Annotated in this window: 22 protein-coding genes and 1 riboswitch; of the genes, 3 read left to right on the top strand and 19 right to left on the bottom strand. The window is 38.8% G+C overall.

Annotated features, from left to right (window positions below):
• Positions 1-105: 105 nt before the first annotated feature.
• The 7 genes from C9J37_RS01255 to rpsU form a co-directional block, all read right to left on the bottom strand.
• Positions 106-1,062, bottom strand: coding sequence for a PhoH family protein (locus C9J37_RS01255; protein WP_024363033.1), 957 nt, complete (start codon positions 1,060-1,062; stop codon positions 106-108).
• 2 nt (positions 1,063-1,064) lie between these two features.
• On the bottom strand, positions 1,065-2,177 hold the full coding sequence (locus C9J37_RS01250) for a sporulation protein YqfD (protein ID WP_024363034.1): 1,113 nt from the start codon (positions 2,175-2,177) through the stop codon (positions 1,065-1,067).
• Positions 2,167-2,427 carry a hypothetical protein gene (locus C9J37_RS01245; protein ID WP_024363035.1) on the bottom strand — a complete coding sequence of 87 codons (261 nt, stop codon included), beginning with the start codon at positions 2,425-2,427 and terminating at the stop codon, positions 2,167-2,169. Before C9J37_RS01245 ends, C9J37_RS01250 begins: the two co-directional genes overlap by 11 nt.
• Before the next feature lie 54 nt (positions 2,428-2,481).
• Positions 2,482-2,973 carry a YqfB family membrane protein gene (locus tag C9J37_RS01240; protein WP_107893903.1) on the bottom strand — a complete coding sequence of 164 codons (492 nt, stop codon included), beginning with the start codon at positions 2,971-2,973 and terminating at the stop codon, positions 2,482-2,484.
• Positions 2,974-3,000: 27 nt separating this feature from the next.
• Positions 3,001-3,984, bottom strand: coding sequence for a flotillin-like protein FloA (gene floA, locus C9J37_RS01235; protein WP_370510659.1), 984 nt, complete (start codon positions 3,982-3,984; stop codon positions 3,001-3,003).
• 25 nt (positions 3,985-4,009) lie between these two features.
• Positions 4,010-5,341, bottom strand: a complete 1,332-nt coding sequence (locus C9J37_RS01230) for an NfeD family protein (RefSeq protein WP_407656224.1) — start codon at positions 5,339-5,341, stop codon at positions 4,010-4,012.
• 352 nt (positions 5,342-5,693) lie between these two features.
• Positions 5,694-5,867, bottom strand: a complete 174-nt coding sequence (rpsU, locus tag C9J37_RS01225) for a 30S ribosomal protein S21 (protein ID WP_004227078.1) — start codon at positions 5,865-5,867, stop codon at positions 5,694-5,696.
• A 255-nt stretch (positions 5,868-6,122) separates the two neighbouring features.
• A riboswitch (cyclic di-AMP (ydaO/yuaA leader) is annotated at positions 6,123-6,265 on the top strand.
• Positions 6,266-6,393: 128 nt separating this feature from the next.
• Here rpsU and C9J37_RS01220 point away from each other — a divergent pair.
• Together C9J37_RS01220 and C9J37_RS01215 are read left to right on the top strand one after the other, a co-directional pair.
• On the top strand, positions 6,394-7,731 hold the full coding sequence (locus C9J37_RS01220) for a TrkH family potassium uptake protein (RefSeq protein ID WP_107893902.1): 1,338 nt from the start codon (positions 6,394-6,396) through the stop codon (positions 7,729-7,731).
• A 25-nt stretch (positions 7,732-7,756) separates the two neighbouring features.
• Entirely contained in the window at positions 7,757-8,413 is a 657-nt protein-coding gene (locus C9J37_RS01215; RefSeq protein ID WP_024363040.1) for a potassium channel family protein, read from the top strand.
• A gap of 190 nt (positions 8,414-8,603) precedes the next feature.
• Here C9J37_RS01215 and C9J37_RS01210 read toward each other — a convergent pair whose 3' ends face one another.
• The 5 genes from C9J37_RS01210 to mtaB form a co-directional block, all read right to left on the bottom strand.
• Positions 8,604-9,173 (bottom strand): manganese catalase family protein, encoded by a 570-nt coding sequence (locus C9J37_RS01210; RefSeq protein ID WP_107893901.1) that lies wholly within the window; start codon positions 9,171-9,173, stop codon positions 8,604-8,606.
• A 38-nt stretch (positions 9,174-9,211) separates the two neighbouring features.
• Entirely contained in the window at positions 9,212-9,463 is a 252-nt protein-coding gene (locus C9J37_RS01205; RefSeq protein ID WP_167397242.1) for a spore coat protein CotJB, read from the bottom strand.
• A gap of 20 nt (positions 9,464-9,483) precedes the next feature.
• Positions 9,484-9,693: a spore coat associated protein CotJA gene (locus C9J37_RS01200; RefSeq protein WP_107893899.1), complete on the bottom strand. Its 210-nt coding sequence runs from the start codon at positions 9,691-9,693 to the stop codon at positions 9,484-9,486.
• 198 nt (positions 9,694-9,891) lie between these two features.
• The gene (deoC, locus tag C9J37_RS01195; protein ID WP_107893898.1) at positions 9,892-10,563 is read right to left on the bottom strand and encodes a deoxyribose-phosphate aldolase; all 672 of its coding nucleotides are present in this window, start codon (positions 10,561-10,563) and stop codon (positions 9,892-9,894) included.
• Positions 10,564-11,081: 518 nt separating this feature from the next.
• Positions 11,082-12,431: a tRNA (N(6)-L-threonylcarbamoyladenosine(37)-C(2))-methylthiotransferase MtaB gene (gene mtaB / locus C9J37_RS01190; RefSeq protein WP_024363045.1), complete on the bottom strand. Its 1,350-nt coding sequence runs from the start codon at positions 12,429-12,431 to the stop codon at positions 11,082-11,084.
• A 407-nt stretch (positions 12,432-12,838) separates the two neighbouring features.
• On the opposite strand from mtaB, the gene C9J37_RS01185 reads away from it, so the two are divergent.
• The gene (locus C9J37_RS01185) at positions 12,839-13,663 is read left to right on the top strand and encodes a methyl-accepting chemotaxis protein (protein ID WP_025220032.1); all 825 of its coding nucleotides are present in this window, start codon (positions 12,839-12,841) and stop codon (positions 13,661-13,663) included.
• A gap of 428 nt (positions 13,664-14,091) precedes the next feature.
• Here C9J37_RS01185 and C9J37_RS01180 read toward each other — a convergent pair whose 3' ends face one another.
• The 7 genes from C9J37_RS01180 to hemW form a co-directional block, all read right to left on the bottom strand.
• Positions 14,092-14,832 carry a 16S rRNA (uracil(1498)-N(3))-methyltransferase gene (locus C9J37_RS01180; protein ID WP_107893897.1) on the bottom strand — a complete coding sequence of 247 codons (741 nt, stop codon included), beginning with the start codon at positions 14,830-14,832 and terminating at the stop codon, positions 14,092-14,094.
• Between the two features lie 75 nt (positions 14,833-14,907).
• On the bottom strand, positions 14,908-15,849 hold the full coding sequence (gene prmA, locus C9J37_RS01175) for a 50S ribosomal protein L11 methyltransferase (protein WP_024363048.1): 942 nt from the start codon (positions 15,847-15,849) through the stop codon (positions 14,908-14,910).
• Positions 15,850-15,870: 21 nt separating this feature from the next.
• On the bottom strand, positions 15,871-16,992 hold the full coding sequence (gene dnaJ, locus C9J37_RS01170; RefSeq protein ID WP_107893896.1) for a molecular chaperone DnaJ: 1,122 nt from the start codon (positions 16,990-16,992) through the stop codon (positions 15,871-15,873).
• A gap of 230 nt (positions 16,993-17,222) precedes the next feature.
• Complete coding sequence (gene dnaK / locus C9J37_RS01165; RefSeq protein ID WP_025220034.1) at positions 17,223-19,064, bottom strand: molecular chaperone DnaK; 1,842 nt, start codon at positions 19,062-19,064, stop codon at positions 17,223-17,225.
• 72 nt (positions 19,065-19,136) lie between these two features.
• Entirely contained in the window at positions 19,137-19,709 is a 573-nt protein-coding gene (gene grpE / locus C9J37_RS01160) for a nucleotide exchange factor GrpE (RefSeq protein ID WP_107893895.1), read from the bottom strand.
• 17 nt (positions 19,710-19,726) lie between these two features.
• The gene (gene hrcA, locus C9J37_RS01155) at positions 19,727-20,755 is read right to left on the bottom strand and encodes a heat-inducible transcriptional repressor HrcA (protein ID WP_107893894.1); all 1,029 of its coding nucleotides are present in this window, start codon (positions 20,753-20,755) and stop codon (positions 19,727-19,729) included.
• Positions 20,756-20,844: 89 nt separating this feature from the next.
• Entirely contained in the window at positions 20,845-21,990 is a 1,146-nt protein-coding gene (gene hemW, locus C9J37_RS01150) for a radical SAM family heme chaperone HemW (protein WP_107893893.1), read from the bottom strand.
• Positions 21,991-22,205 lie beyond the last annotated feature (215 nt).

The following is a 22,205-nucleotide window of genomic DNA, read 5'->3' as shown; positions in this document are numbered from 1 at the left end:
ATCGTTGTACCTGTCGCTTCGCTTTCGGTACAGACTTTTTCTATCGTTGTACCTGCCGCTTCGCTTTCGGTACAGACTTTTAAATAACCGCCTTAGGCGGTTATTTTAAAGTTGTTGTTCCTCATAAGCTTGGATGATTTTTGCTACGACTGGATGGCGGACAACGTCGCCTTGCTCTAAAATTTGGAAATGTATTGGTTTGACATATTTTAGCGTGCGTTCCGCAACAATCAAACCTGACTCTGTATTTTTAGGAAGGTCAATTTGCGTTTTATCGCCAGTAATAACCATTTTTGAACCAAAGCCAAGACGTGTTAAAAACATCTTCATTTGCATATGTGTTGTATTTTGTGCTTCATCTAAAATAACAAAAGCATCATCTAATGTACGTCCTCGCATATACGCTAAAGGCGCGATTTCAATCGTTCCTCGCTCAATTAGACGTTGAGTTTGTTCAGAGCCATAAATATCGTTTAATGCGTCGTAGAGTGGACGTAAATACGGATCCACCTTTTCCTTTAAATCGCCTGGAAGGAAGCCCAATGACTCTCCTGCTTCTACGGCAGGACGAGTTAAAATGATACGCTTTACATGCCCATTTTTAAGCGCTTGTGTAGCCATTACTACCGCTAAATACGTTTTTCCGGTACCTGCTGGACCAATACCGAAAACAACGTCTTTGTGACGAATCGCTTGTATGTATTCTCGTTGACCAATTGTCTTAGCACGAATTGGTTTCCCTTTTGTCGTGCGTGCAATTTCTTCATCGTAAAGTTCTGCAAAATATTCAATTGTTCCTTTTTGTGTCATTTCAATTGCGGTTGCTACATCCCGTTGGTCGATATTAATGCCTTTGCGAATAACTTTTAATAATGCATGTAAAAGATATGTCGCTTGTTCTTTTGCCTCTTCTTCACCTGCAAGCTGAATTTGCTCACCGCGCGTAATAATATGAACGCGAAGTGCCTCTTCAATCAATTTCATATTCGCATCAGATATACCTAGTAACATGACCGCTTCATTTGGATTATCCACTTGTAATACAGTTAAATGTTCTGACATAATCATTCTCCTTGTGGCCCTTGTATTGGACTTGCAATGTTTTCATTGACTAAAAATAGAACTTTCCCTTCAACTGTACCATTCCCCCACTTCGCCTGTAAAAGGTTTTCTTTCTTAATAACTGTTTTTGCAGGAAGGGATTGCAACATCTTTTCATGAAGTAGTGGCATTAACAACGTGTCTATTTTAGATTCATCTAATGTAATTTCCATCGTTTTTGTTTGCTGTTCCTCCACAATGGAAACATAAGGATCTAGCCAACTTGGTAAGTCTTTCTTTTGTACATAATCAACCGCTTCTTTATGAATACCTTTCACGACTACACGCCATTGCTTTTGTTGCAAAGATTGGAGCGTTAGCTTCGTTGGTATTTTAAATGTGCATTCAAGCCAATAGTCAGCAAATACCTCTCCCTTTGCCCCAACAAAAACATGATCATCCCCACTTTCAATGACACCACTAACTAGAACGTCCCCATCATACGCTGTATCATTTACAGAAATTTTCCGCTCACCATGTTGAATATTAAAGTGTGTAATAACACCACTTTTTGTAGCGACTAAATGCGTGGCAAGTTTTTCTGTTGTCAGCTCCGTTTTCTTAGGCGATTCCTGTGGTCTTAAAATAACTCGACCACCGTGTTTTTCAATATGCACCCATGCTAAATCTCGATGCTTTTCTAACAGACTTTGCCGAATTACTGCATCTGACGGTAACACTTTTTTCGTCATAGGTGTTTCTAGCCTAAAAGTTTCTTGAAACGTTCGCTCTATTTGTTGTTGCAATTCTGGTGTAGCCGCTTCAATATCGACGCGCCAAACTACTTGCGCACATAGTAAAGGGATTAAAATCATAATAAACAAACCAAGCAATGTCCAAAGTTGAGCTCGAAAAACATGTTGTTCATCTGCATAATGAACAGTCATTTTAAGCCGATAGCGACTGCGTATGCGGCGAATTTTAGACAAGTACCCCATATGCGTTTCAAATGTCACTTCTTGCTCTCGAAAGACAACACGCTTTAATGGTATGTGTTGCGCATGCAATGCTTGAATAAAAGGATGAACATTTTCATGACGCTTTATACGTATGATGATCGGTCGATTATTCCACATGATTGCTCACACCCAAATCTTTAGTCATCTTCACATGTAATTCTTGCAAATCCTCTACTGAAAGATGAAGCATTTCTTCTTTAATTGCATTTATAGCAACGGATTTTCCACGCACAATAATATGATAATCTGCATAAATAAACGAGCACGATGTAGCATCCGCATGTAAAAAGCGATATGGACCGATTATTTTTAATGTTTCATACTGTGTTAATTCAAGTAGTGGCGTTAATTGAAATAATTTTTTCATAAAAAATGCCTCCTTCTTCGGCAATATATGCGCCAAAAAAGGAGGACATGCTAGTTATTTTCGTTTTGCTTTTGGTGGACCTAAAATTTCAGCCATTACCACTGCTTGCACGATTGCCTTTTGAGAATTTGGTAGTTGAAAACCATTTTTGGAGGCTGCAACTGGTCTATCTTTTTTCCCTGCAGCTAAACGACCAAGGCTAGGTCGTTCAATTTTACGACTAGAAGGTTCAGTCGGCATTAACGGTGGTGCTACATAGCTAGGAATGTGTTCCTTCACACTTTCTTCTCTTGGTTCCACTCGTTTTTCCGGAACATCTGTCGTCATTTCCGCTTTCATTTCCCCTAAAAACTCTCGTGCAAAATCCTCGAAGCTCTGCTTTTTAGTCGTTGGCTGATGTTGCATCGGCTCATTTACCTCCATATGAGCGGAAGGTTGCGCAGATTTATTGAAAGGGGGCATTGGCTTTTGTTCTTTTGGGTTTTTTAATTTTCCGAAAAGCGAGCTGACTATGGCAATAATTGCAATAATAATGAGTTGTTCCATTTGTTAGCACTCGCTCCTTTCCGTATGTTATACGTTCGGTTCATTTGGTTCTGATTTATCTAGGCTTACTTTTGAAATGGAGTCACGCATAGCTGTATCCGCTTGAATGTTACGATAATTCATGTAATCCATAATACCAAGATTACCAGAGCGTAAAGCTTCTGCCATCGCTTGCGGAACTTCTGCTTCTGCCTCCACTACTTTCGCTTTCATTTCTTGAACGCGTGCAATCATTTCTTGCTCATTTGCAACCGCCATCGCACGGCGTTCTTCTGCTTTCGCTTGTGCGATGTTTTTATCCGCCTGCGCTTGTTCAATCTGTAATTCCGCACCGATATTTTTACCTATATCTACATCCGCAATGTCAATCGATAAGATTTCAAATGCTGTTCCTGAGTCTAAACCTTTGGATAACACGGTTTGCGAAATCATATCCGGATTTTCAAGGACTGTTGTATGGCTTGTTGCACTACCGATTGTAGAAACGATCCCTTCACCTACACGGGCAATAACTGTTTCTTCACCTGCACCACCGACTAAACGTTCGATGTTAGCACGCACAGTAATACGTGCTTTCGCTTTTACTTCAATCCCGTTCATTGCAACACCTGCAATAAATGGTGTTTCAATTACCTTTGGGTTAACCGACATTTGTACCGCTTCTAATACATCACGACCCGCAAGATCAATCGCAGCACAACGTTCAAACGTTAGTTCAATATTCGCACGGTGAGCAGCAATTAGTGCATTTACGACACGGTCTACATTACCACCTGCTAAATAGTGACTTTCTAACTGATTAATAGTTACAGGTAAGCCAGCTTTATGGGCTTTAATTAACGGATTGACGATACGCGATGGAATGACACGACGTAAGCGCATTCCGATTAATGTGAAAATACTAACGCGGACACCTGCTGCAAGAGCTGAAATCCACAGCGCCACTGGTACAAAAGTAAAGAATACAGCGACTACAATAAATAATAAGACTAGCCCGACAATTGGACCCATTAGAGCTAAATCAAATCCCATGTTGTTATTCCTCCATCTCTTTTTCTGTTTGTCTCACGACAATGCGTGAGCCTTCTACTTTAATCACTTCTACATTTTTGCCTACATCAACGTAGCCACCTTCTGATACTACATCAATACGCTCATTAACAATACGAATTGTCCCTGCCGGACGAAGCGGTGTAATGGTTACCCCCACTTTTCCTAACAACTCTGTGCGATTAACGTTAGACACATAGCCTTCTTCCGTTGTTGTTGCATCCATCAACACTAACTTGTTTAAAACATGCATTTTTTTACCGAAAAATTTCATCAGGACCACCATTCCTATTATGGCTACTACAAGTGCAATAACAATCGCCATAATCATTTGCGTTATATTCGCACCTGCTAGCAGCAAGCTAAGTATTATAAGCACACCACCTAAAATACCAACAATGCCTCCGGGGACAAAAAATTCTGCGATAACGAGGGCTAGCCCTGCGATGAAAAGTAACAATGTTTCGTATCCTGCAAAGCCTGCCACCATATGACCGAAGAAAAATAATCCGAGAGCTGACAACCCCATTATACCCGGAACGCCAAATCCAGGCGAATAGAGCTCCATAACAAGCCCTAAACTAGCAACGGACAACAAAATAGGTATAATTAGCGGGTTTGTAATAAAACGAGCGATTTTTTCAGCGAATGTTGGCTCAATCGGTACAATATCACTACCTTTTAACCCCGTTTCCGCCAAAAGCTCTTGAAAGTTAGCAACCGTTCCTTCAGAATAGCCCACCTTTTTTGCTTCTGCAGCAGATAATGTTAATAAATTATCTCCCCCAGCACGATATTCTGGCAAATTAATCTTTGGATCAGCCATCGCTAATGCATATTTCGGGTCACGTTCAGATGTTTCGGCTGCTGCCTGCATTTGTGCTAACCACGCACTATGCGCTTTATTGTCCGCTGCATTACCCACTGAATCGATGACAGCTGCTGCGCCAATTGTTCCATTTGGTACCATGTATATTTCATCTGCATGTAAGGCTAAAAAAGCACCAGCGGAATGCGCATCTTTGTTTATAAAAGCAATTGTACGAATTTTTGTGGCATCCATAAGCATGGCGATGTCACTAGCTGCATTGACAAATCCACCCGGCGTATGTATCTCTAGTACAATCGCTTCTGCATAATTTTCTTCTGCCTCTTTAAAAGCTCGTTCCAAAAATGCGTGAAGTCCACGTTCTACTTCATCATGAATCGGTACGTGGTAAACCTTGCTACTCGCGAAAGCTGTAGTCAATGGAAACGCTACCAAAACTGTCATCCAAATGACGATGATATAGCTTAGTATTCTCCTTTTTTGCCGCATCTTTTTCCCTCCCTTCTAACATGCTTCTCTACTGTATATACGAGAGACTTTGTAATAAGTTTCACAAAATCTTGTTTATTTTTATTATACAGTGAAATTTGAATGAAAGGTTGTTTTTTATCTCCTGTTGGATGGATTTAATCGTTGCTTTGACATTGGCTATGAAAAAACCGAATGAAATCTTGAGTGACTTCATTCGGCCTTTTTTTCGAATATGTACCGCAAAATGGAGCATCATGCAAAATACCTGGAATTAATCGCTAGTGCAATTAATTCCAGGTATATCATTGTCTGCTCAGTGAATCATACAATTGCGTGTTTTGAACGTAGGGATTTTTAATGGGAAATTAAATTACCACTTACGTTTACGTGCAGCTTCTGATTTCTTTTTACGTTTTACGCTAGGTTTTTCGTAGAACTCGCGCTTTCTAACTTCTTGAATTGTACCACTTTTTGATACAGTACGTTTGAAGCGGCGAAGAGCATCTTCAAGCGATTCGTTTTTGCGAACGACAGTTTTTGACATCTCTCTTTCCCTCCCTCCGAACACACGTCAATACACAATCGAATTAGGCTAATAACTAACTGTTGTGTACTAAAAAATTATACCGTATTGTCTTTTAACGGTCAATAGAAAGTATTCGAAATAGCGCAGAGAATTTTTCACACCCACTTTGTCCGAATTTTATAGCGCTTTTACGTAAACAATAAGGTGAAGAAAATTTATTTTAAATAAGGGCTTTACAAAAAATATTAGTTGGGCGTAAAATAATCCCATTCAATTTCATAACAGCCAAATCTCAAATTTTTTGTGAGTACGGAGGACCCAATATTTTGGGGTTAATTCTGCATATGTAGAAGGGATGACTTCTCTTTCGCCATCCTACCCGTCAGCTAACTTCGTCGGCTAAAGCGAAGGAGGTCATAAAGACCACCATTCATTAGTTTTTTTGTGATGCCCAATCCAACATTCTAACCATGAGGGTCTTTTTCTTATGCCCAAATATGGATATGAAAGGCTCACATGTTTTGTAAACAGTTAGGAGACATCGATGAAAAAATTGATAAATTATTTAAGTCCACCAAAAATTCTTGTACTTGGTTTTGCCATTATTATTTTTATTGGGGCATGTTTGCTCACTTTGCCGTTTGCTACAGAGGATGGAAATGGCCTACCTTTTTTAAATGCAGTATTTACTGCTACTTCTGCCACATGTGTAACGGGGTTAATTGTAGTTGATACAGGAGACACCTTTACAATGTTTGGTGAAATCGTTATTCTGGCTCTTATTCAAATCGGGGGCTTAGGATTTATGACTTTTGCAACATTATTATTTTTGTTGTTAGGGAAAAAAATCTCTTTAAAAGAAAGGCTATTGTTAAAAGAAGCCTTTAATAATATTTCGATGGCTGGTCTTGTTAAATTGGTGAAAAGAATTTTGTTATTTACTGCACTTATTGAACTAATTGGAGGCCTTATCTTATCGATTCGTTTTTCATTTGATATGCCGATTGGCAAAGCCATTTACTTTGGTTTTTTCCACTCGATTTCTAACTTTAACAATGCTGGCTTTGACTTAATGGGAGGGTTTCAAGGTTTAACAGCGTATGTAGCTGATCCATTTGTTGTGTTAACAATTTGTGCGCTGATTACAATCGGTGGGTTAGGGTTTATCGTCATGAATGAGTTATATGAATATCGTGAAACAAAACGTCTTTCGGTCCATTCTAAAATTGTATTATCAGCCACAGTTATTTTAACAGTGGGTTCTACCCTTTTAATATTTTTATTTGAATATACCAATAGTAAAACAATTGGTGATTTAACGGGATTGGGTAAAATTTTAGGCTCTTTCTATCAGGCTGTTACACCAAGGACTGCTGGATCGAATACTTTACCTATTGGGGATTTGACTCACTCTACATTGTTTTTAACTATTTTATTGATGTTTATCGGAGCGGGGTCTGGTTCTACCGCTGGTGGGATTAAAATAACAACGTTTGCCGTTTTAGCTGCTACGCTTTGGGCGCAAATTAGAGGGAAGGAAGATGTCGTGTTATTTCGTCGTAGAATTGTGATTGAAACCATTTTAAAGGCATTAACCGTGGCAATGTGTGGGATGGTCATTGTGGTGTTTGTCACCATCTTTCTTAGCATTACCGAACAAAAACATAGTTTTATGATGTATTTGTTTGAGGCTACTTCTGCCTTTGGTACTGTTGGACTTTCCATGGGGCTAACTCCTGAGTTGACGCCTGCTGGTCGTATACTCATTATTTTAACAATGTTTGCTGGTAGACTCGGTCCTCTAACGATTGCTTTTGCTATTACAAAACGACGAAAGCCAGAAGCTTTCCATCATCCAAAAGGAAATATAATGATTGGTTAACTAAATTCAAGAGGAGCTAACGACTATGACCATCAATCAATATGCCATCATCGGCTTAGGCAGATTTGGAGTAAGTGTGGCTAGAAGATTACACGAAGCTGGCCAACAAGTGCTTGGAATCGATATTAACGAGGAGAGGGTTGAAGATGCCGAGCTTTATGTAACACATGCAGTCGTTGCGGATACGACTGAAGAGAAGGCGCTAACCTCCATTGGAATAGGAAATTTCGACTGTGTCATTGTTGCCATTGGTAACGATATGCAATCCAGTATTTTAACTGTTTCATTGCTAAAAGAACTTGGCATAAAAAAAATTATTGCTAAAGCGCTTGGGAAAAGACATGGGCAAGTATTAGATAAAGTAGGCGCAGATTGGATTATTTATCCTGAACGCGATATGGGTGAACGAGTAGCAAATCAGTTGCTCTCCCCTAATATGTTAAATTATATTGAGTTATCGAAGGACTATAGTATAGAAGAAATAATGATTCCTCCCAAAATGGCTAATAAAAATTTACGCGATTTAGATCTACGCGCTAAATACAATGTCAGTGTTATTGCCATTGTAAGAGGAGTAGATATCATTATCTCTCCATCTCCAGAACAATTAATTGAACAAGAAGATATTTTAGTCATGATTGGTCATCGTAAAGATATTGCGCAATTTTCCAATATTGAATAGGCTAATTAGCAAAATGAGAAAAAGTGTTAGATTGACTACCAACAATCTAACACTTTATTGCTTTAACATTGATTTTTGCTACGGTGGTTGTTGTCCACGAGCGTTATCGCCTTATCGGCTAAGTTTTATCTTAATCTACGTTTTTTTATAGAAGCAAACCTGTACGAATATTTTCCCCTTATGTCGTATTTTAAAAAATTTTCTTCGTGCTGCCATCTTCTTTTAATAGTTCCACCGCTTCTCTAAAGCGTTGGGAATGGATGATTTCTCTTTCTCTTAGGAAAATTAAACTATCATTCAAATCAGGGTCATCCGATAAGTCGATAATCCATTGGTATGTGGCACGTGCCTTTTCTTCTGCAGCAATATCTTCATAAAGATCAGCAATGGGATCCCCCTTTGCCTGAATGTAGCTTGCGGTAAATGGCACACCGGCTGCATTTTGATAAAACAAAGCTTTATCATGATTCACATAATAATCACCAATTCCCGCTTCTTTTAACTGCTGTGGCGTGGCGTCCTTCGTTAATTTATAAATCATCGTCGCAATCATTTCGAGATGTGAAAACTCTTCCGTCGCTATATCCGTCAGCAAACCAACTACTTTATCAGGTAAAGTGTAACGCTGATTCATATACCGAAGTGCTGCAGCCAGCTCCCCATCAGCACCCCCGTACTGCTCTATTAAAAATTTAGCAAGCACCGGGTTACATGTACTAACTTTCACTGGATATTGGAGCTTTTTTTCATAATACCACAAACATCTTTCCCCCTAATCCAAACGTTTTTCATAAGATGTTACACTTGCCAAGGCCATGGCGTGTCGACCCAATTAAACGGATAATTCGAATAGCTTCTTCCAAAGTTCATGAGTGGTCCAAATTTTTGCTCAAAATCAATTTTTAAGCGCATACTTTTTTCAGCATTTTCATTAAATTGTGTGATCGCTGTATAATCGTGAGGATGTGTATCTAAATAAAGATTTAATTCAACTAGAACAAAATCAATGGCCTGAATTTCCTCGAGAAGCTCATAAAATTCTGGCGGCATTTTTTTACTCACCTTTCATCTCACCTCTCTGGATTCGGATATGGGCTAAAAAATTGAGGCCATAAAGTGCCAAATTTCAGCGCTTCCTTGGCAGTTTGAAATTGTGGTAGTCCAGGTGGTTGAAAGCCTATATACAATTGCGGAGGTGTTGAATAACTCTTGACTTCGATCGGTTTACAGGGGTCGAATGGACTGATATAAGGCCGCCAATATTTAAATTGCGTAAACATAAAATCCTCCTTTCAAAACGCATTTACGTCATTCGAGTATATGAGAAGGAAAAATCAATTATTCTACAGACAAAGTGAGCGTAATGTAGATGGTTGATTTCTATGTACTGTCATTCGTGAAAATCAAAAAAATAGTGTACCGGAGAAATTCCCAGTACACTATTTTTCTTAAGACCGCTATTAAATGCTATGTGAAAATTAATAATTAGAATCTGCAATTAAGCCTTTCACAATCGCTACACCAGAGCTTGCCCCAATTCGGGTAGCACCTACTTCGACCATTTTTTGCATATCTTCTAAACTGCGAACGCCACCAGAAGCTTTTACACCTAGCTCTGGACCAACTGTTTTGCGCATCAAGGCAATGTCCTCTGCTGTTGCTCCACCTGTAGAAAAACCAGTTGACGTTTTGACGAAATCTGCTCCGGCTGCCACTGAAAGTTCACATGCCTTTACTTTCTCTTCTTCAGTTAGTAGGCATGTTTCGATAATCACTTTAACAATTGCACTGCCTTTAGCCGCTTCCACCACTGCGGCAATATCTGATTGCACTAATTCAAAGTTTTGGTCTTTTAATGCCCCAATATTAATAACCATGTCTACTTCTTGTGCACCGTTAGCAATTGCATCTTTTGCCTCAAATACTTTTACAGCGGTTGTATTAGCACCTAACGGAAAACCAATAACTGTACAAACTAAAACATTTGAATCTTGTAATAGCTCGCTGCAATATTTTACCCAAGTTGGATTTACGCAAACTGATGCAAAGCCAAATTCTTTAGCCTCAGCACATAACTTTTCAATTTGCTCTTTCGTTGCCTCAGCCTTTAATAACGTGTGATCAATCATACTTGCATAATTTGTTTTCATTTAACAAGCGCTCCTTCTAACTTAAGTTGTCCGTACCTCTTTGGAATGATAACATGTTTTCACGTTTCCGTCTAATAATCATTACACGAGAGCCAGTCTAGCCAATAAAAATATGTGCTACAAACACTAATTGTATAAATTATTAATTTTTATCATGTCCATACAAGCTCATTATTATGAAGTAAAAAGGATGGGGCTGGGACATAACTAAAAAAATTTAAAGAACAGAGGAAAGGTGTTCATAATTTTTTGCTATATGGAGAACTTAGCTATTCTTACTTTTGCAAAAAAAATTAGAAGGGTTCACTAGTTGTTGGTAGCGGAGGCGGTGACTCCTGCTCAGAACGCACACAATGTAAGACGCGGGCATTCCGCGCGTTAGCGAGGGTTGCGGCTTACGTGTGTTCCCGCGGAAAGCACAGCTGTAGCGGACAACAACGGCATAGCAAAAAAGTGTTAGATTGATGGCAGTCAATCTAACACTTTTTCTCTTATGTCCCAGCCTCATCCTTTATCAATTATTTTACCGTTTCTAGTAAGCGTACAAACTGCCCTTTAGAATGTGGATAGCCTGCTTGTGTAATTTTTACTTTTACAAGTTGGCCAATAAGGTTTTCAGGTCCTTCAAATACTACTTTTAAATAGTTATCAGTATAACCTGTTAATAAACCTTCTTCATCACTACCATCATGAACAAATTCCTCTGGGATTACTTCTAACACATCATTTTCAAAACGACAAGCATATTCCTTTGCTAGTTGGTCGTTTAAAGCGATTAAACGATGCACGCGCTCATTTTTAATGTCCTCATCCACTTGGTCTTCCATACGTGCTGCCGGCGTGCCTGTACGAGGTGAGAATGGGAAAACATGTAATTCAGAAAACTTATGGTCACGAATAAAGTTGTAGGTTTCCATAAATTCTTCTTCTGTCTCACCTGGGAACCCAACGATTACATCAGAAGTAACAGCTAAATCTGGTAAGGCTTCATGTAATTTTGTTAAGCGCTCACCGAAAAATGCCATCGTATATTTTCGGCGCATACGTTTTAAAACCGTATCCGAACCAGATTGAATTGGAATGTGTAAATGATTGACAACGATTTTTGAGTCACGTAAAACCTCAATGACTTCATCTGTTAGTTGGCTTGCTTCAATAGAAGAAATACGTAAACGTTTCAATCCTTTTACATTCGCTTCTAAATCACGTAACAACTGTGCAAGGTTATAGTCTTTTAAGTCTTGACCATAGCCCCCTGTATGAATACCTGTTAGCACAATTTCAAGATAACCGGCATCTACTAACTGTTGGGCTTGTTTGACAACTTCTTGTGGATCACGAGAGCGCATTAAACCACGAGCCCAAGGAATAATACAAAACGTACAGAAGTTATTGCAACCCTCTTGTATTTTTAACGATGCACGTGTTCGGTCTGTAAATGCCGGTACATCCAACTCTTCATATACACGGTTTTTCATAATGTTGCGTACAGCATTAATCGGTTGACGCTCATTACGATATTGTTCAATATAGCCTAGTAATTTTGTACGGTCCTGTGTCCCTACCACAATATCAACACCAGGAATAGCCATAATTTCTGCTGGCGATGTTTGCGCATAACAGCCTGTTACACAAATAACTGCATCAGGATTTTGACGGACAGCTCTGCGAATAACTTGACGTGATTTTTTATCACCCGTATTTGTTACTGTGCATGTATTAATAACATAAACGTCTGCTTTATGATCAAACTCCGTACGTTCATAGCCTTCTTCTTTAAACAGTTGCCAAATAGCTTCTGTTTCATAATGATTTACTTTACAACCTAGCGTATATAGAGATACGGTTTTTGGAGGCGCGTAACTCATAATTAATTTCATCCTTTCAACATCACATAACATTGTGTTTCGTATTTATAAGTATTTTTTTGTGTTCTTATTTTAGATACGAGAACTATAATAACACAAACCTTTTAAAATCAGTACTTATTAGGTTTTTTTATAAAATAACTAAGCATAACAAATAGCTACTGCCCAACTTTTACACGTCTGATATCAATTATCTCAATATAATATCACCTTTGAAAACGAAACCTTCTATAAGTAATTGCCATCCTCTTTTATCATTTAATTGTTTTTTATTGTCATATTATAAAATACATTTCTTTTTTCCAATATAGCAACAAAGCTGGTGAAATGATATACTTTCAATGTAATTGTATGATTACAAAACTAATAGTGCCCTTAAACGGTTTACAAAAAACGGAGGAATTAGTATGAACATTCTTGAAGCATTATCTCTTTCAGTACCCTATATTCACTTAGCATTAAAAGAAGAAGCAATAGTAGCGGTTATTGATAAAGAAACTGAAACTGTTGTAAAATGTTTAGCTGGTAAACGCATCGATGTAGGTTATCAAGACGGGCACAAAGTAAACGCTAACGATGAGAATATTTACACTGCTTTAAAAGGACAAAATTCAGATATCATTATCCCTGAAGATGTTTACGGAATTTTCATTTATGCATTTGCTTTTCCAATTCGTGAACATGGCAAAGTTGTGGGAGCACTTGCTTTTGGTTTACCAATCGACAACAAACTTAAACTTGAAGAATATATGAATAAAATGGAAGCTATTATTAACAGTTTACAAGATAAAGTACATAACGTAGCTTCTCATTCTGAGGAGCTAGCAGCCACTAGTGACGAAATTAACACGCAAGCACAGCACGCACTAGATGATGCTAAAAAAACACACGAAGTAACAAATTTAATAAAAAGCATCTCGCGTCAAACAAATTTACTTGGCTTAAATGCATCAATTGAAGCAGCTCGTGCTGGCCAACATGGCGCTGGTTTTAATATTGTGGCACAAGAAGTAAGAAAACTTTCTTCTGAAACATCGAACGCGACAGAAAGTATTGAAACGTCATTACGAAATATTAATAGTAGCCTTGAAAATCTGAAACAAAACATGGGGCAAATTAATGGTGCAACAAATGAACAGGCTCAACTAGTTCAAGATTTCAGCGAAATTATTGGTGAATTAACAGTATTAAGTAGCAAGATGAAAGTTTTTATGCAAGAAGCCTTAAAATAAATAACGTGCTCTAACAGGTAACTTTCAAGCACTGTAATCGCTCCAATTGTTAGATAAAGCTAACAATTGGGCTTTTTTATTGAATCCTTAACTGACTAAAAGTTGTTTACTAGAACTTGCCCTACAAACCTGTAATCCTTTGACATTAACCAATCTATCTTTTCAAAAATTTTCTCCCCTTCTCAGCACTACTTTAAAATTTGCTACTACAGTAAATTCGCTCGATTGCATCATGAGTTTCTTATCTAGCAGTAATCCCCTACAACCATTATCGACAGCAATTGCACTAAAAAACTGCCACCTGCATGTGCAGACAGCAGCTTTCTTAAAACGCGCTCTACAAAGGGATTTACACACTGGTAAAATGCTTTACTCTGTGACAGTTCCACTTGCAAAAAATAGCAACACCCCAAGGCTAAACCGCAGTTTTATTCAAATTCATATGATATTGCTGATAATGCATAAAGAGGCGCTGTTTCTGCTCGTAAAATTCTTGGCCCTAGAGACATTGTTTGTGCACCTGCTTGCATTAGCATTTCAGCTTCCTTACGCGCAATTCCACCTTCTGGTCCAAAGACGATAAGGATTGATTTCGCTTGCTTGTCAACCATGTTTTTTAGCTTATCCGCAAACCTTGTTCGTTTTTCGACTTTGGCATCCTCTTCATCTGCAATAAAAACCGCATCGAAATCTCCAATTTGTGACACAAGCTGCTTAAAGTGAATCGGTTCATAAATTCGGGGAATATGTGTGCGATGTGATTGTTCCGCTGCCTCTTTTGCAATTTTTTGCAAGCGCTCTTGTTTTTTCGCACCCTTTTTCACATCCCATTTCACAATGGAACGTTCCGCTTCAAATGGTAATAAAGCATACATTCCTAGCTCCGTTGCCTTTTGCGTGATAAGCTCTAGTTTATCGCCTTTAGGCAACCCACACGCCACTGTTACACGCACTGGTAGTTCAGGGGATGGAATGGTTTGTCCCGTCGCTTGCACTAAGACATCCTCATCTTCAAAGGCCGTAATCGTACAAATATAAGCTGTGTCTTGTGCCACAACGATGATTTCAGCACCTTCTTTCATCCGCATAACACGCATAATATGACGGGCATCTTCACCTGTAATGCGCGCTTCATTATTAATGGCCGTCTCAATGAAATAGCGTTGCATACTGCTCACTCCTCTCAATAGAAGAAGCGCCAAATCGTCAGCACTCGGCTCACAATTTGCGCTTCCTCGGTTCATTTATAGTGGACGACGGGCGATAATCGCTACCCAATCTTCCATTAATAATACTTCTTCAATAACAAAGCCAGAAGCCTCTAGTGCTGCTTTTACATCATCTCGTTTCGCTCCGATGATGCCTGAAGTGACGTATAATCCACCCGGTTTGACAATCGTAAATGCATCGTCAGTAAAGGACATTATGATTTCCGCTAAAATATTGGCAACGACAACATCTGCTGGCTCCTTGACAGTATCCAATAAGTTACCATGGAAAACTTGCACTGTATCGCTTACTTTGTTCAACGCAACATTTTCTTTAGCAGAACGTACAGCAACTTCGTCTAAATCAAGGGCATGCACACTTTTTGCACCCAGCATTGCAGCACCAATTGACAGCACCCCTGAACCAGTGCCAATGTCAACAACCGTGTCGCCCTCTTTCACGACCTTTTCGAGCCCTTGTAAGCACATTACTGTCGTTGGATGTGTTCCTGTTCCAAATGCCATGCCAGGGTCTAACTCAATGATTAACTCATCCGTTGAAACGGGTGAATAGTCTTCCCATGTCGGTACAATTGTAAAGCGTTCCGAAATTTTAACAGGGTGATAATATTGCTTCCACGCTGTTGCCCAATCTTCCTCGTTCACTTCTACAATCGAAACAACATTTTCGCCAATATCAATGTTAAATTTCGTTAAATTTGTAATGGCCGCCTTAATCTCTTCGACTGTTTCATTTAAAAAGCTAGACTCTGATAAGTAAGCTTTAACGATGACTCCCTCTTTTGGAAAATCATCTTCATTTAGCGCATAAATTTCTCCATACTGATCTTCACGTGGCTTCGCATATTCAGCTGAATCTTCAATAACAACACCGCTAGCCCCTGCTTCATGCAAAATGTTTGAAATTGCTTCCACCGCTTCATTTTTTGTATGAATGGATAATTCTGACCACTTCACGTAGCTCTTCAGCTCCTCTAATTATTCACCTTGGAATTTTTTCTTGATTTTATCAAATAGTGAGCTTCCTTGTTCTTCTGGAATATCACCACTGATTTCTGCAAATTCACGTAGTAATTGTTTTTGTTTCTCTGTTAGTTTTTCTGGCGTTACAACTTTAACTGTTACATATTGGTTACCTGTTCCATAACCATGCACATTTTTAACGCCTTTATCTTTTAAGCGGAATTGAGCACCTGATTGTGTGCCTGCAGGAATACGTAGTTTCACTTTTCCATGCACAGTTGGTACCTCAATTTCATCACCTAGTGCTGCTTGAGGGAATGTTAATTTTAATTCGTAGTAGATATCATCTCCATCACGTTCAAATTCATTGTGCCCTTGAACACGGAACATAATGTATAGATCACCAGCTGGACCACCATTAATACCTGGTTCACCCTGACCCGATACACGAATTTGTTGACCGTCATCTACACCTGCTGGAATAGACACTTTGATTTTTTTACGTTTTTGAATTTTCCCTTCTCCACGACAAGTTGAACATTTTTCTTTTATGATTTTACCTGTTCCTTGACATGTTGAACAAGTACGACGATTCATCATGCGACCAAAAGGTGTATCGACTGCTTGGTTAATTTGCCCTGCACCTTTACATGTCGAACATGTTTCTGGTGATGTCCCTGGTTTAGCTCCAGAGCCATGACAAGTATCACATGTTTCATCTTTTGGAATCTCGATTTCTGTTTCTTTCCCGAAAATCGCTTCCTCAAATTTAATATTCATGCGATATTGCAAATCATCACCTTTGCGTGGTGCATTCGGATCTTGACGTCGTCCACCGCCACCAAAGAATGAACTGAAAATATCCTCGAAGCCGCCAAAACCGCCGCCTCCGAAGCCACCGCCGCCAAAGCCTGCGTTAGGATCTTCGTGGCCAAATTGGTCATAGCGCGCTTTTTTCTGATCGTCACTTAGTACTTCGTAAGCCTCAGCAATTTCTTTGAATTTTTCATCTGCACCTGGCTCTTTATTTAAGTCAGGATGGTATTGCTTTGATAATTTACGATATGCTTTTTTAATATCATCTTTAGAAGCCGATTTCGTTAAACCAAGCACCTCGTAGTAATCGCGTTTCTCCATGATTCACACTCCGCTCTTTTTGCATAAAATCTATTGTAACATGCAGATTAAAAAACTGCTTTAATTTTCGCCATAATTTTCTCATTACTATCATTGTATCTATGATATCTCTAGCATTATAGAAATGTCACTGACATGCCCATTCTTTTTTCTATAAAGAATAGAAAGAGAAAAGCCAAAGCCGCAAGCGGTCTTTGGCTTCTTCACTTTACTGTGCTGTTGATAATATCTTATTTATCGTCTTTTACTTCTTCAAAGTCAGCATCAACGATACCATCGTCTTTTTTGTCAGTTCCAGCCTCTGGACCTGCTTCGCCACCTTGAGCAGCTTGAGCCGCTGCTGCAGCTTGTTCGTAAACTTTCATTACTAGAGGCTGTAATACACCTTCTAATTTTTCTTTCGCTGATTTAATACCTTCTAATTCGCCAGCTTCAAGCGCTTTTTTAAGCTCATCACGAGCATCTTCTACAGATTTTTTCTCATCTTCTGTAATTTGCTCACCTAAATCAGCAATTGTTTTGTCAACTTGGAACACTAATTGGTCTGCTTCGTTGCGAAGATCAGCTTCCTCTTTACGTTTTGCATCCGCTTCTGCATTTGCTTCAGCATCTTTTACCATGCGTTCGATTTCTTCATCTGATAAACCAGAATCAGATTGGATAACGATTGTTTGTTCTTTATTTGTACCTAAATCTTTCGCTTTAACAGACACGATACCATTTTTGTCAATATCAAATGTTACTTCGATTTGTGGAATACCACGTGGAGCTGGTGGGATATCCGCTAATTGGAAGCGACCTAATGTTTTGTTATCCGCTGCCATTGAACGCTCACCTTGCAATACGTGAATATCTACTGCTGGTTGGTTATCTGCTGCAGTTGAGAATACTTGTGATTTAGATGTTGGAATTGTTGTGTTACGATCGATTAATTTTGTGAACACGCCACCCATTGTTTCAATACCTAAAGAAAGTGGTGTTACGTCAAGAAGTACTACGTCTTTCACATCACCTGTTAATACGCCACCTTGAACTGCAGCACCCATTGCTACTACTTCGTCAGGGTTTACACCACGGTGAGGCTCTTTACCAGTTTCTTTACGTACAGCTTCTTGTACAGCAGGAATACGAGTAGAACCACCAACTAAAATTACTTGGTCAATTTCTGAAGTAGATAGACCTGCATCAGATAATGCTTGACGTACTGGACCTACTGTACGGTTTACTAATGGTAATGTAATCTCATCAAATTTCGCACGAGTTAAAGAGATTTCTAAGTGTAATGGACCTGCTTCACCAGCCGTAATGAATGGTAATGAAATTTGTGTAGACGTTACACCTGATAAATCTTTTTTCGCTTTTTCAGCAGCATCTTTTAGACGTTGCATAGCCATTTTGTCTTTAGAAAGGTCAATGCCATTTTCTTTTTTAAATTCAGCAACTAGATATTCGATTACTGCGTCATCGAAATCGTCCCCACCAAGTTTGTTATCACCAGCTGTAGCTAATACTTCGAATACACCGTCACCTAATTCAAGGATTGATACGTCGAATGTACCACCACCAAGGTCAAATACTAATACTTTTTGGTCTACATCTTGTTTATCTAAACCGTAAGCAAGTGCAGCAGCTGTTGGCTCATTAATGATACGTTCTACTTCAAGGCCAGCGATTTTACCAGCGTCTTTTGTAGCTTGACGTTGCGCATCGTTAAAGTAAGCAGGTACAGTAATAACTGCTTTCGTTACTTTTTCACCTAAGTAATCTTCTGCATAGCCTTTTAAGTATTGAAGAATCATTGCTGAAACTTCTTGTGGTGTATATTCTTTATCTTCCACTTTTACTTTTTCAGCTGTACCCATTTTAGATTTAATTGAAATAATCGTATTTGGATTTGTTACTGATTGGCGTTTTGCTACTTCCCCGACTTGTTTTTCACCATTTTTGAATGCTACTACAGATGGTGTCGTACGGTTTCCTTCTGGGTTTGGAATAACTTTTGGCTCTCCGCCTTCAAGTACAGATACACAAGAGTTTGTTGTTCCTAAGTCAATACCGATAATTTTGCTCATAGTAAAATTTCCTCCTATTATTAAAACGCAAATGCGTTAATTAACTAATTATTTTAGCGAATAGTGCGGTGACTATTCGTTTACAGATACCATAGTTGGGCGTAATACGCGGTCCTTTAAAATATACCCTTTTTGAAGCTCACGTAATACAACACCTTGTTCTTTTTCACTATCTTGTTCTTGCATAACAGCTTGGTGAACATTTGGATCAAATTGCTCTCCTTCAGCTTTTATCACTTGTAAGCCCTCTTTTTCAGTTGCTTCTAATAGTGAACGGTAGACCATTTCAATACCTTTTACAATTGAGACTGCTTCTTCAGAAGTTGGCTCTATTTGTAAAGCACGTTCGAAATTATCTAATACCGGCAATAAATCCGATAACAGACTTTGTGCACGATATTTTTCAGCCGCCTCACGATCAAGCTGTGTACGGCGACGTAAATTGTCAAAGTCAGCACGCAGGCGTAGATGACGATTTTCCTCATCATCTAGCTTTGCTTGTAATTCTGCTAGTTTCGCTTCATACTGCTCTTCAATCGTTAGTTCTTTCACTTCTTCTGGCGTTTCTGTTTGTTCTACAGTTGCCTCATTTTCAGCTTGTACATTTTCTTGTACAAGGTCTTTGTTTTCTGTTGTTTCAGTCACTTAAATCCTCCTCATTATCAATCACTACGATTCTTCGTAAAGGCTTGAGATAAGTCCATGCGCATTACTTCAAGCAAAGCAACAACACGCTTGTAATCCATGCGCGTTGGACCAATAATAGCAATGGCCCCCTGTTGATCCTCACCTATTGAATAAGTCGTCGTGATGACACTACAGTTTTCCATTTCTAACTGCTGATTTTCCGAGCCTATACGAATATGAATACCCGATTCGTTCGGATGGAAAAGCGACTGCACTTGGCTAGTCGTTTCCATTAAGTCCAAAATCATTCGGACTTTATTTAAATCGTGGAATTCCGGTTGGTTGAACATATTTGTTTTACCACCATAGAAAATTTTACTTTCCGAATTTTGCATCGTAGCTGAAACGAGCGAATGGATAAAATCATCCGCCGATCGAACATGTTGCTGCAAGATAGCCAGAATTTCAATTTCCAGCTTTTTATGGATTTCATCTAACGAAACACCGACTAAGCGGTCATTTAAAATGTTCACCATTTTTTCTAGTTCAGCAGCGGTAAAATTAGGTGGTAAACTAAACATGCGGTTCTCAACATGTCCGTTATTCGTTACGATAATCGCTACTGCCGCGTCGCTTGAGAGTGGCACGATAGAAAAACGCTTTACTCGATGTCTTTGGACATCTGGTCCTAAAAGAATCGATGTATAAGATGTCAGCTCAGATAAAATATTTGCTGATTTTCGGATAATGTGCTCTACTTCTACTAGACGTTCGTTGAAAATCGATTGAATTTGCTGAATATCCCGTGAATTAATGCCCTGTGGACTCAACAAATGATCTACATAAAATCTATACCCCTTTTCCGAAGGCACTCGACCAGAGGACGTATGGGTTTTTTCTAAGAACCCTAATTCCTCTAAATCCGCCATTTCGTTTCTAATAGTGGCTGGACTAAATGTAATCTCTTGTTTTTTTGAGATTTGGCGAGAACCTACCGGCTGTGCAGACATAATGAAATCGTCTACGATTACTTGCAATATCTGTAATTGCCGATTTGTTAGCATGATTATCACCTCTGTTAGCACTCAACTAAGAGGAGTGCTAATACTATTATTAAGTTATCAAATCCCACATTTTATGTCAACGATATCGCTCAATCTTCTAGCAAAAATTGTTGAAAAACTTCATTCCCGACAAATCGTCCCTTGCGTGTAAGCCGAATGCCTACAGCATCATGTGCCAAAAGCCCTTCTGATACTAGCTTATCAATGACATGTCCATAACGGTCCATCATTGACTCATTAAATCTTTCTTCATATATATTGTGTGTAATTCCATCCGTTTTACGCAGCCCTAAAAACATTTGTTCTTCGCGTTGTTCAGTTGCTGTTACAACATGCTCCTGCATGATAGGTAAGTCACCCGCATTTACAGCATCCATATATTTTTTTAAAGGACCATAATTTGAATAACGTGTGCCATTGATATAGCCATGTGCACCTGCGCCAAAACCAGCATATTCATCATTTTCCCAATAAATTTTATTGTGAGTTGAAGTAAAGCCTGCTTTCGCAAAATTGCTGATTTCATATTGCATAAAACCATGCAATTTCATTTCTTGCATTAGCACTTCATACATATCCGCTTCTAAATCTTCCGTTGGTAAGCTCAGTTTCCCTTTCGCATATTGATTATAAAAAATTGTTTTTGGTTCTACGATAAGAGAGTAAGCTGAGAAATGTGGTAGCTCAAGCGCAAACGCTTTATCGAGTGAATCTTTCCATTGCGCCATCGTTTGACCAGGCAAACCATACATTAGATCGATGCTTATATTTTGAAAACCGACCTTTTTAGCGAGTGCAATTGTATCGTAGACGTGCGTATTGCTATGTGTGCGACCAATTTTTTTCAATAATTCTTGGTTAAATGATTGAACGCCCATACTTAAACGATTGACGCCTCCATCAAACAAGGCATGCATTTTCGCCTCTGATAATTCATCTGGATTCGCCTCTGATGTAAATTCTGTCACACGATCCATTGGAATATACATGCGAATCATGTTGAGCAATCTCGTCAATCGTTCTGGAGATAAAGCTGTCGGTGTTCCACCGCCAAGAAATATCGTTTCAATTTGTTGAAAATGTTGTGGATATTTTTCCGTAGCAAGCGCCATCTCCTTGCCAAGTGATTCTATATATTCATCGACAGGTTGATTTTTAAAGTAAAATTTGTTGAAATCGCAATAATTGCAAATTTGATGACAAAAAGGAATATGAATGTAAACACCTCGTGCCATAGCTATCCCTTCTTTCATGTTGAGTTTTTCCATTTCTTCATTATAAACAAACGAAATAAAGAACGCTATGAATCCATCCAGATAAATAAAAGAACTGTAAAAACATTGTTTTATAAAAGGGAACTCTCATAACGTCTTTGCAAAAATCAAAAAAGCAAAAACTAGTATCAAGATACGTACGCAATATAGATAGAACATGACAATTCAGCTAACAT

This window comes from Lysinibacillus mangiferihumi (assembly GCF_003049665.1).
GTDB classification, from domain to species: domain Bacteria; phylum Bacillota; class Bacilli; order Bacillales_A; family Planococcaceae; genus Lysinibacillus; species Lysinibacillus mangiferihumi.
Note: the sequence above shows the minus strand (reverse complement) of the source record. Positions and strands in the feature narration are given on the sequence as shown.

Excerpts from the sequence above, each read along its gene's own strand:
- C9J37_RS01255 (WP_024363033.1), bottom strand. The coding sequence starts at position 1,062 with ATGTCAGAACATTTAACTGTATTACAAGTGGATAATCCAAATGAAGCG.
- C9J37_RS01205 (WP_167397242.1), bottom strand. The coding sequence starts at position 9,463 with ATGCCGCCAGAATTTTATGAGCTTCTCGAGGAAATTCAGGCCATTGAT.
- C9J37_RS01245 (WP_024363035.1), bottom strand. The coding sequence starts at position 2,427 with ATGAAAAAATTATTTCAATTAACGCCACTACTTGAATTAACACAGTAT.
- C9J37_RS01240 (WP_107893903.1), bottom strand. The coding sequence starts at position 2,973 with ATGGAACAACTCATTATTATTGCAATTATTGCCATAGTCAGCTCGCTT.
- dnaJ (WP_107893896.1), bottom strand. The coding sequence starts at position 16,992 with ATGGAGAAACGCGATTACTACGAGGTGCTTGGTTTAACGAAATCGGCT.
- C9J37_RS01200 (WP_107893899.1), bottom strand. The coding sequence starts at position 9,693 with ATGTTTACGCAATTTAAATATTGGCGGCCTTATATCAGTCCATTCGAC.
- C9J37_RS01250 (WP_024363034.1), bottom strand. The coding sequence starts at position 2,177 with ATGTGGAATAATCGACCGATCATCATACGTATAAAGCGTCATGAAAAT.
- mtaB (WP_024363045.1), bottom strand. The coding sequence starts at position 12,431 with ATGAGTTACGCGCCTCCAAAAACCGTATCTCTATATACGCTAGGTTGT.
- hemW (WP_107893893.1), bottom strand. The coding sequence starts at position 21,990 with ATGGCACGAGGTGTTTACATTCATATTCCTTTTTGTCATCAAATTTGC.
- dnaK (WP_025220034.1), bottom strand. The coding sequence starts at position 19,064 with ATGAGCAAAATTATCGGTATTGACTTAGGAACAACAAACTCTTGTGTA.
- floA (WP_370510659.1), bottom strand. The coding sequence starts at position 3,984 with ATGGGTCCAATTGTCGGGCTAGTCTTATTATTTATTGTAGTCGCTGTA.
- hrcA (WP_107893894.1), bottom strand. The coding sequence starts at position 20,755 with ATGCTAACAAATCGGCAATTACAGATATTGCAAGTAATCGTAGACGAT.
- C9J37_RS01215 (WP_024363040.1), top strand. The coding sequence starts at position 7,757 with ATGACCATCAATCAATATGCCATCATCGGCTTAGGCAGATTTGGAGTA.
- C9J37_RS01185 (WP_025220032.1), top strand. The coding sequence starts at position 12,839 with ATGAACATTCTTGAAGCATTATCTCTTTCAGTACCCTATATTCACTTA.
- deoC (WP_107893898.1), bottom strand. The coding sequence starts at position 10,563 with ATGAAAACAAATTATGCAAGTATGATTGATCACACGTTATTAAAGGCT.
- rpsU (WP_004227078.1), bottom strand. The coding sequence starts at position 5,867 with ATGTCAAAAACTGTCGTTCGCAAAAACGAATCGCTTGAAGATGCTCTT.
- C9J37_RS01180 (WP_107893897.1), bottom strand. The coding sequence starts at position 14,832 with ATGCAACGCTATTTCATTGAGACGGCCATTAATAATGAAGCGCGCATT.
- C9J37_RS01230 (WP_407656224.1), bottom strand. The coding sequence starts at position 5,341 with ATGCGGCAAAAAAGGAGAATACTAAGCTATATCATCGTCATTTGGATG.
- C9J37_RS01220 (WP_107893902.1), top strand. The coding sequence starts at position 6,394 with ATGAAAAAATTGATAAATTATTTAAGTCCACCAAAAATTCTTGTACTT.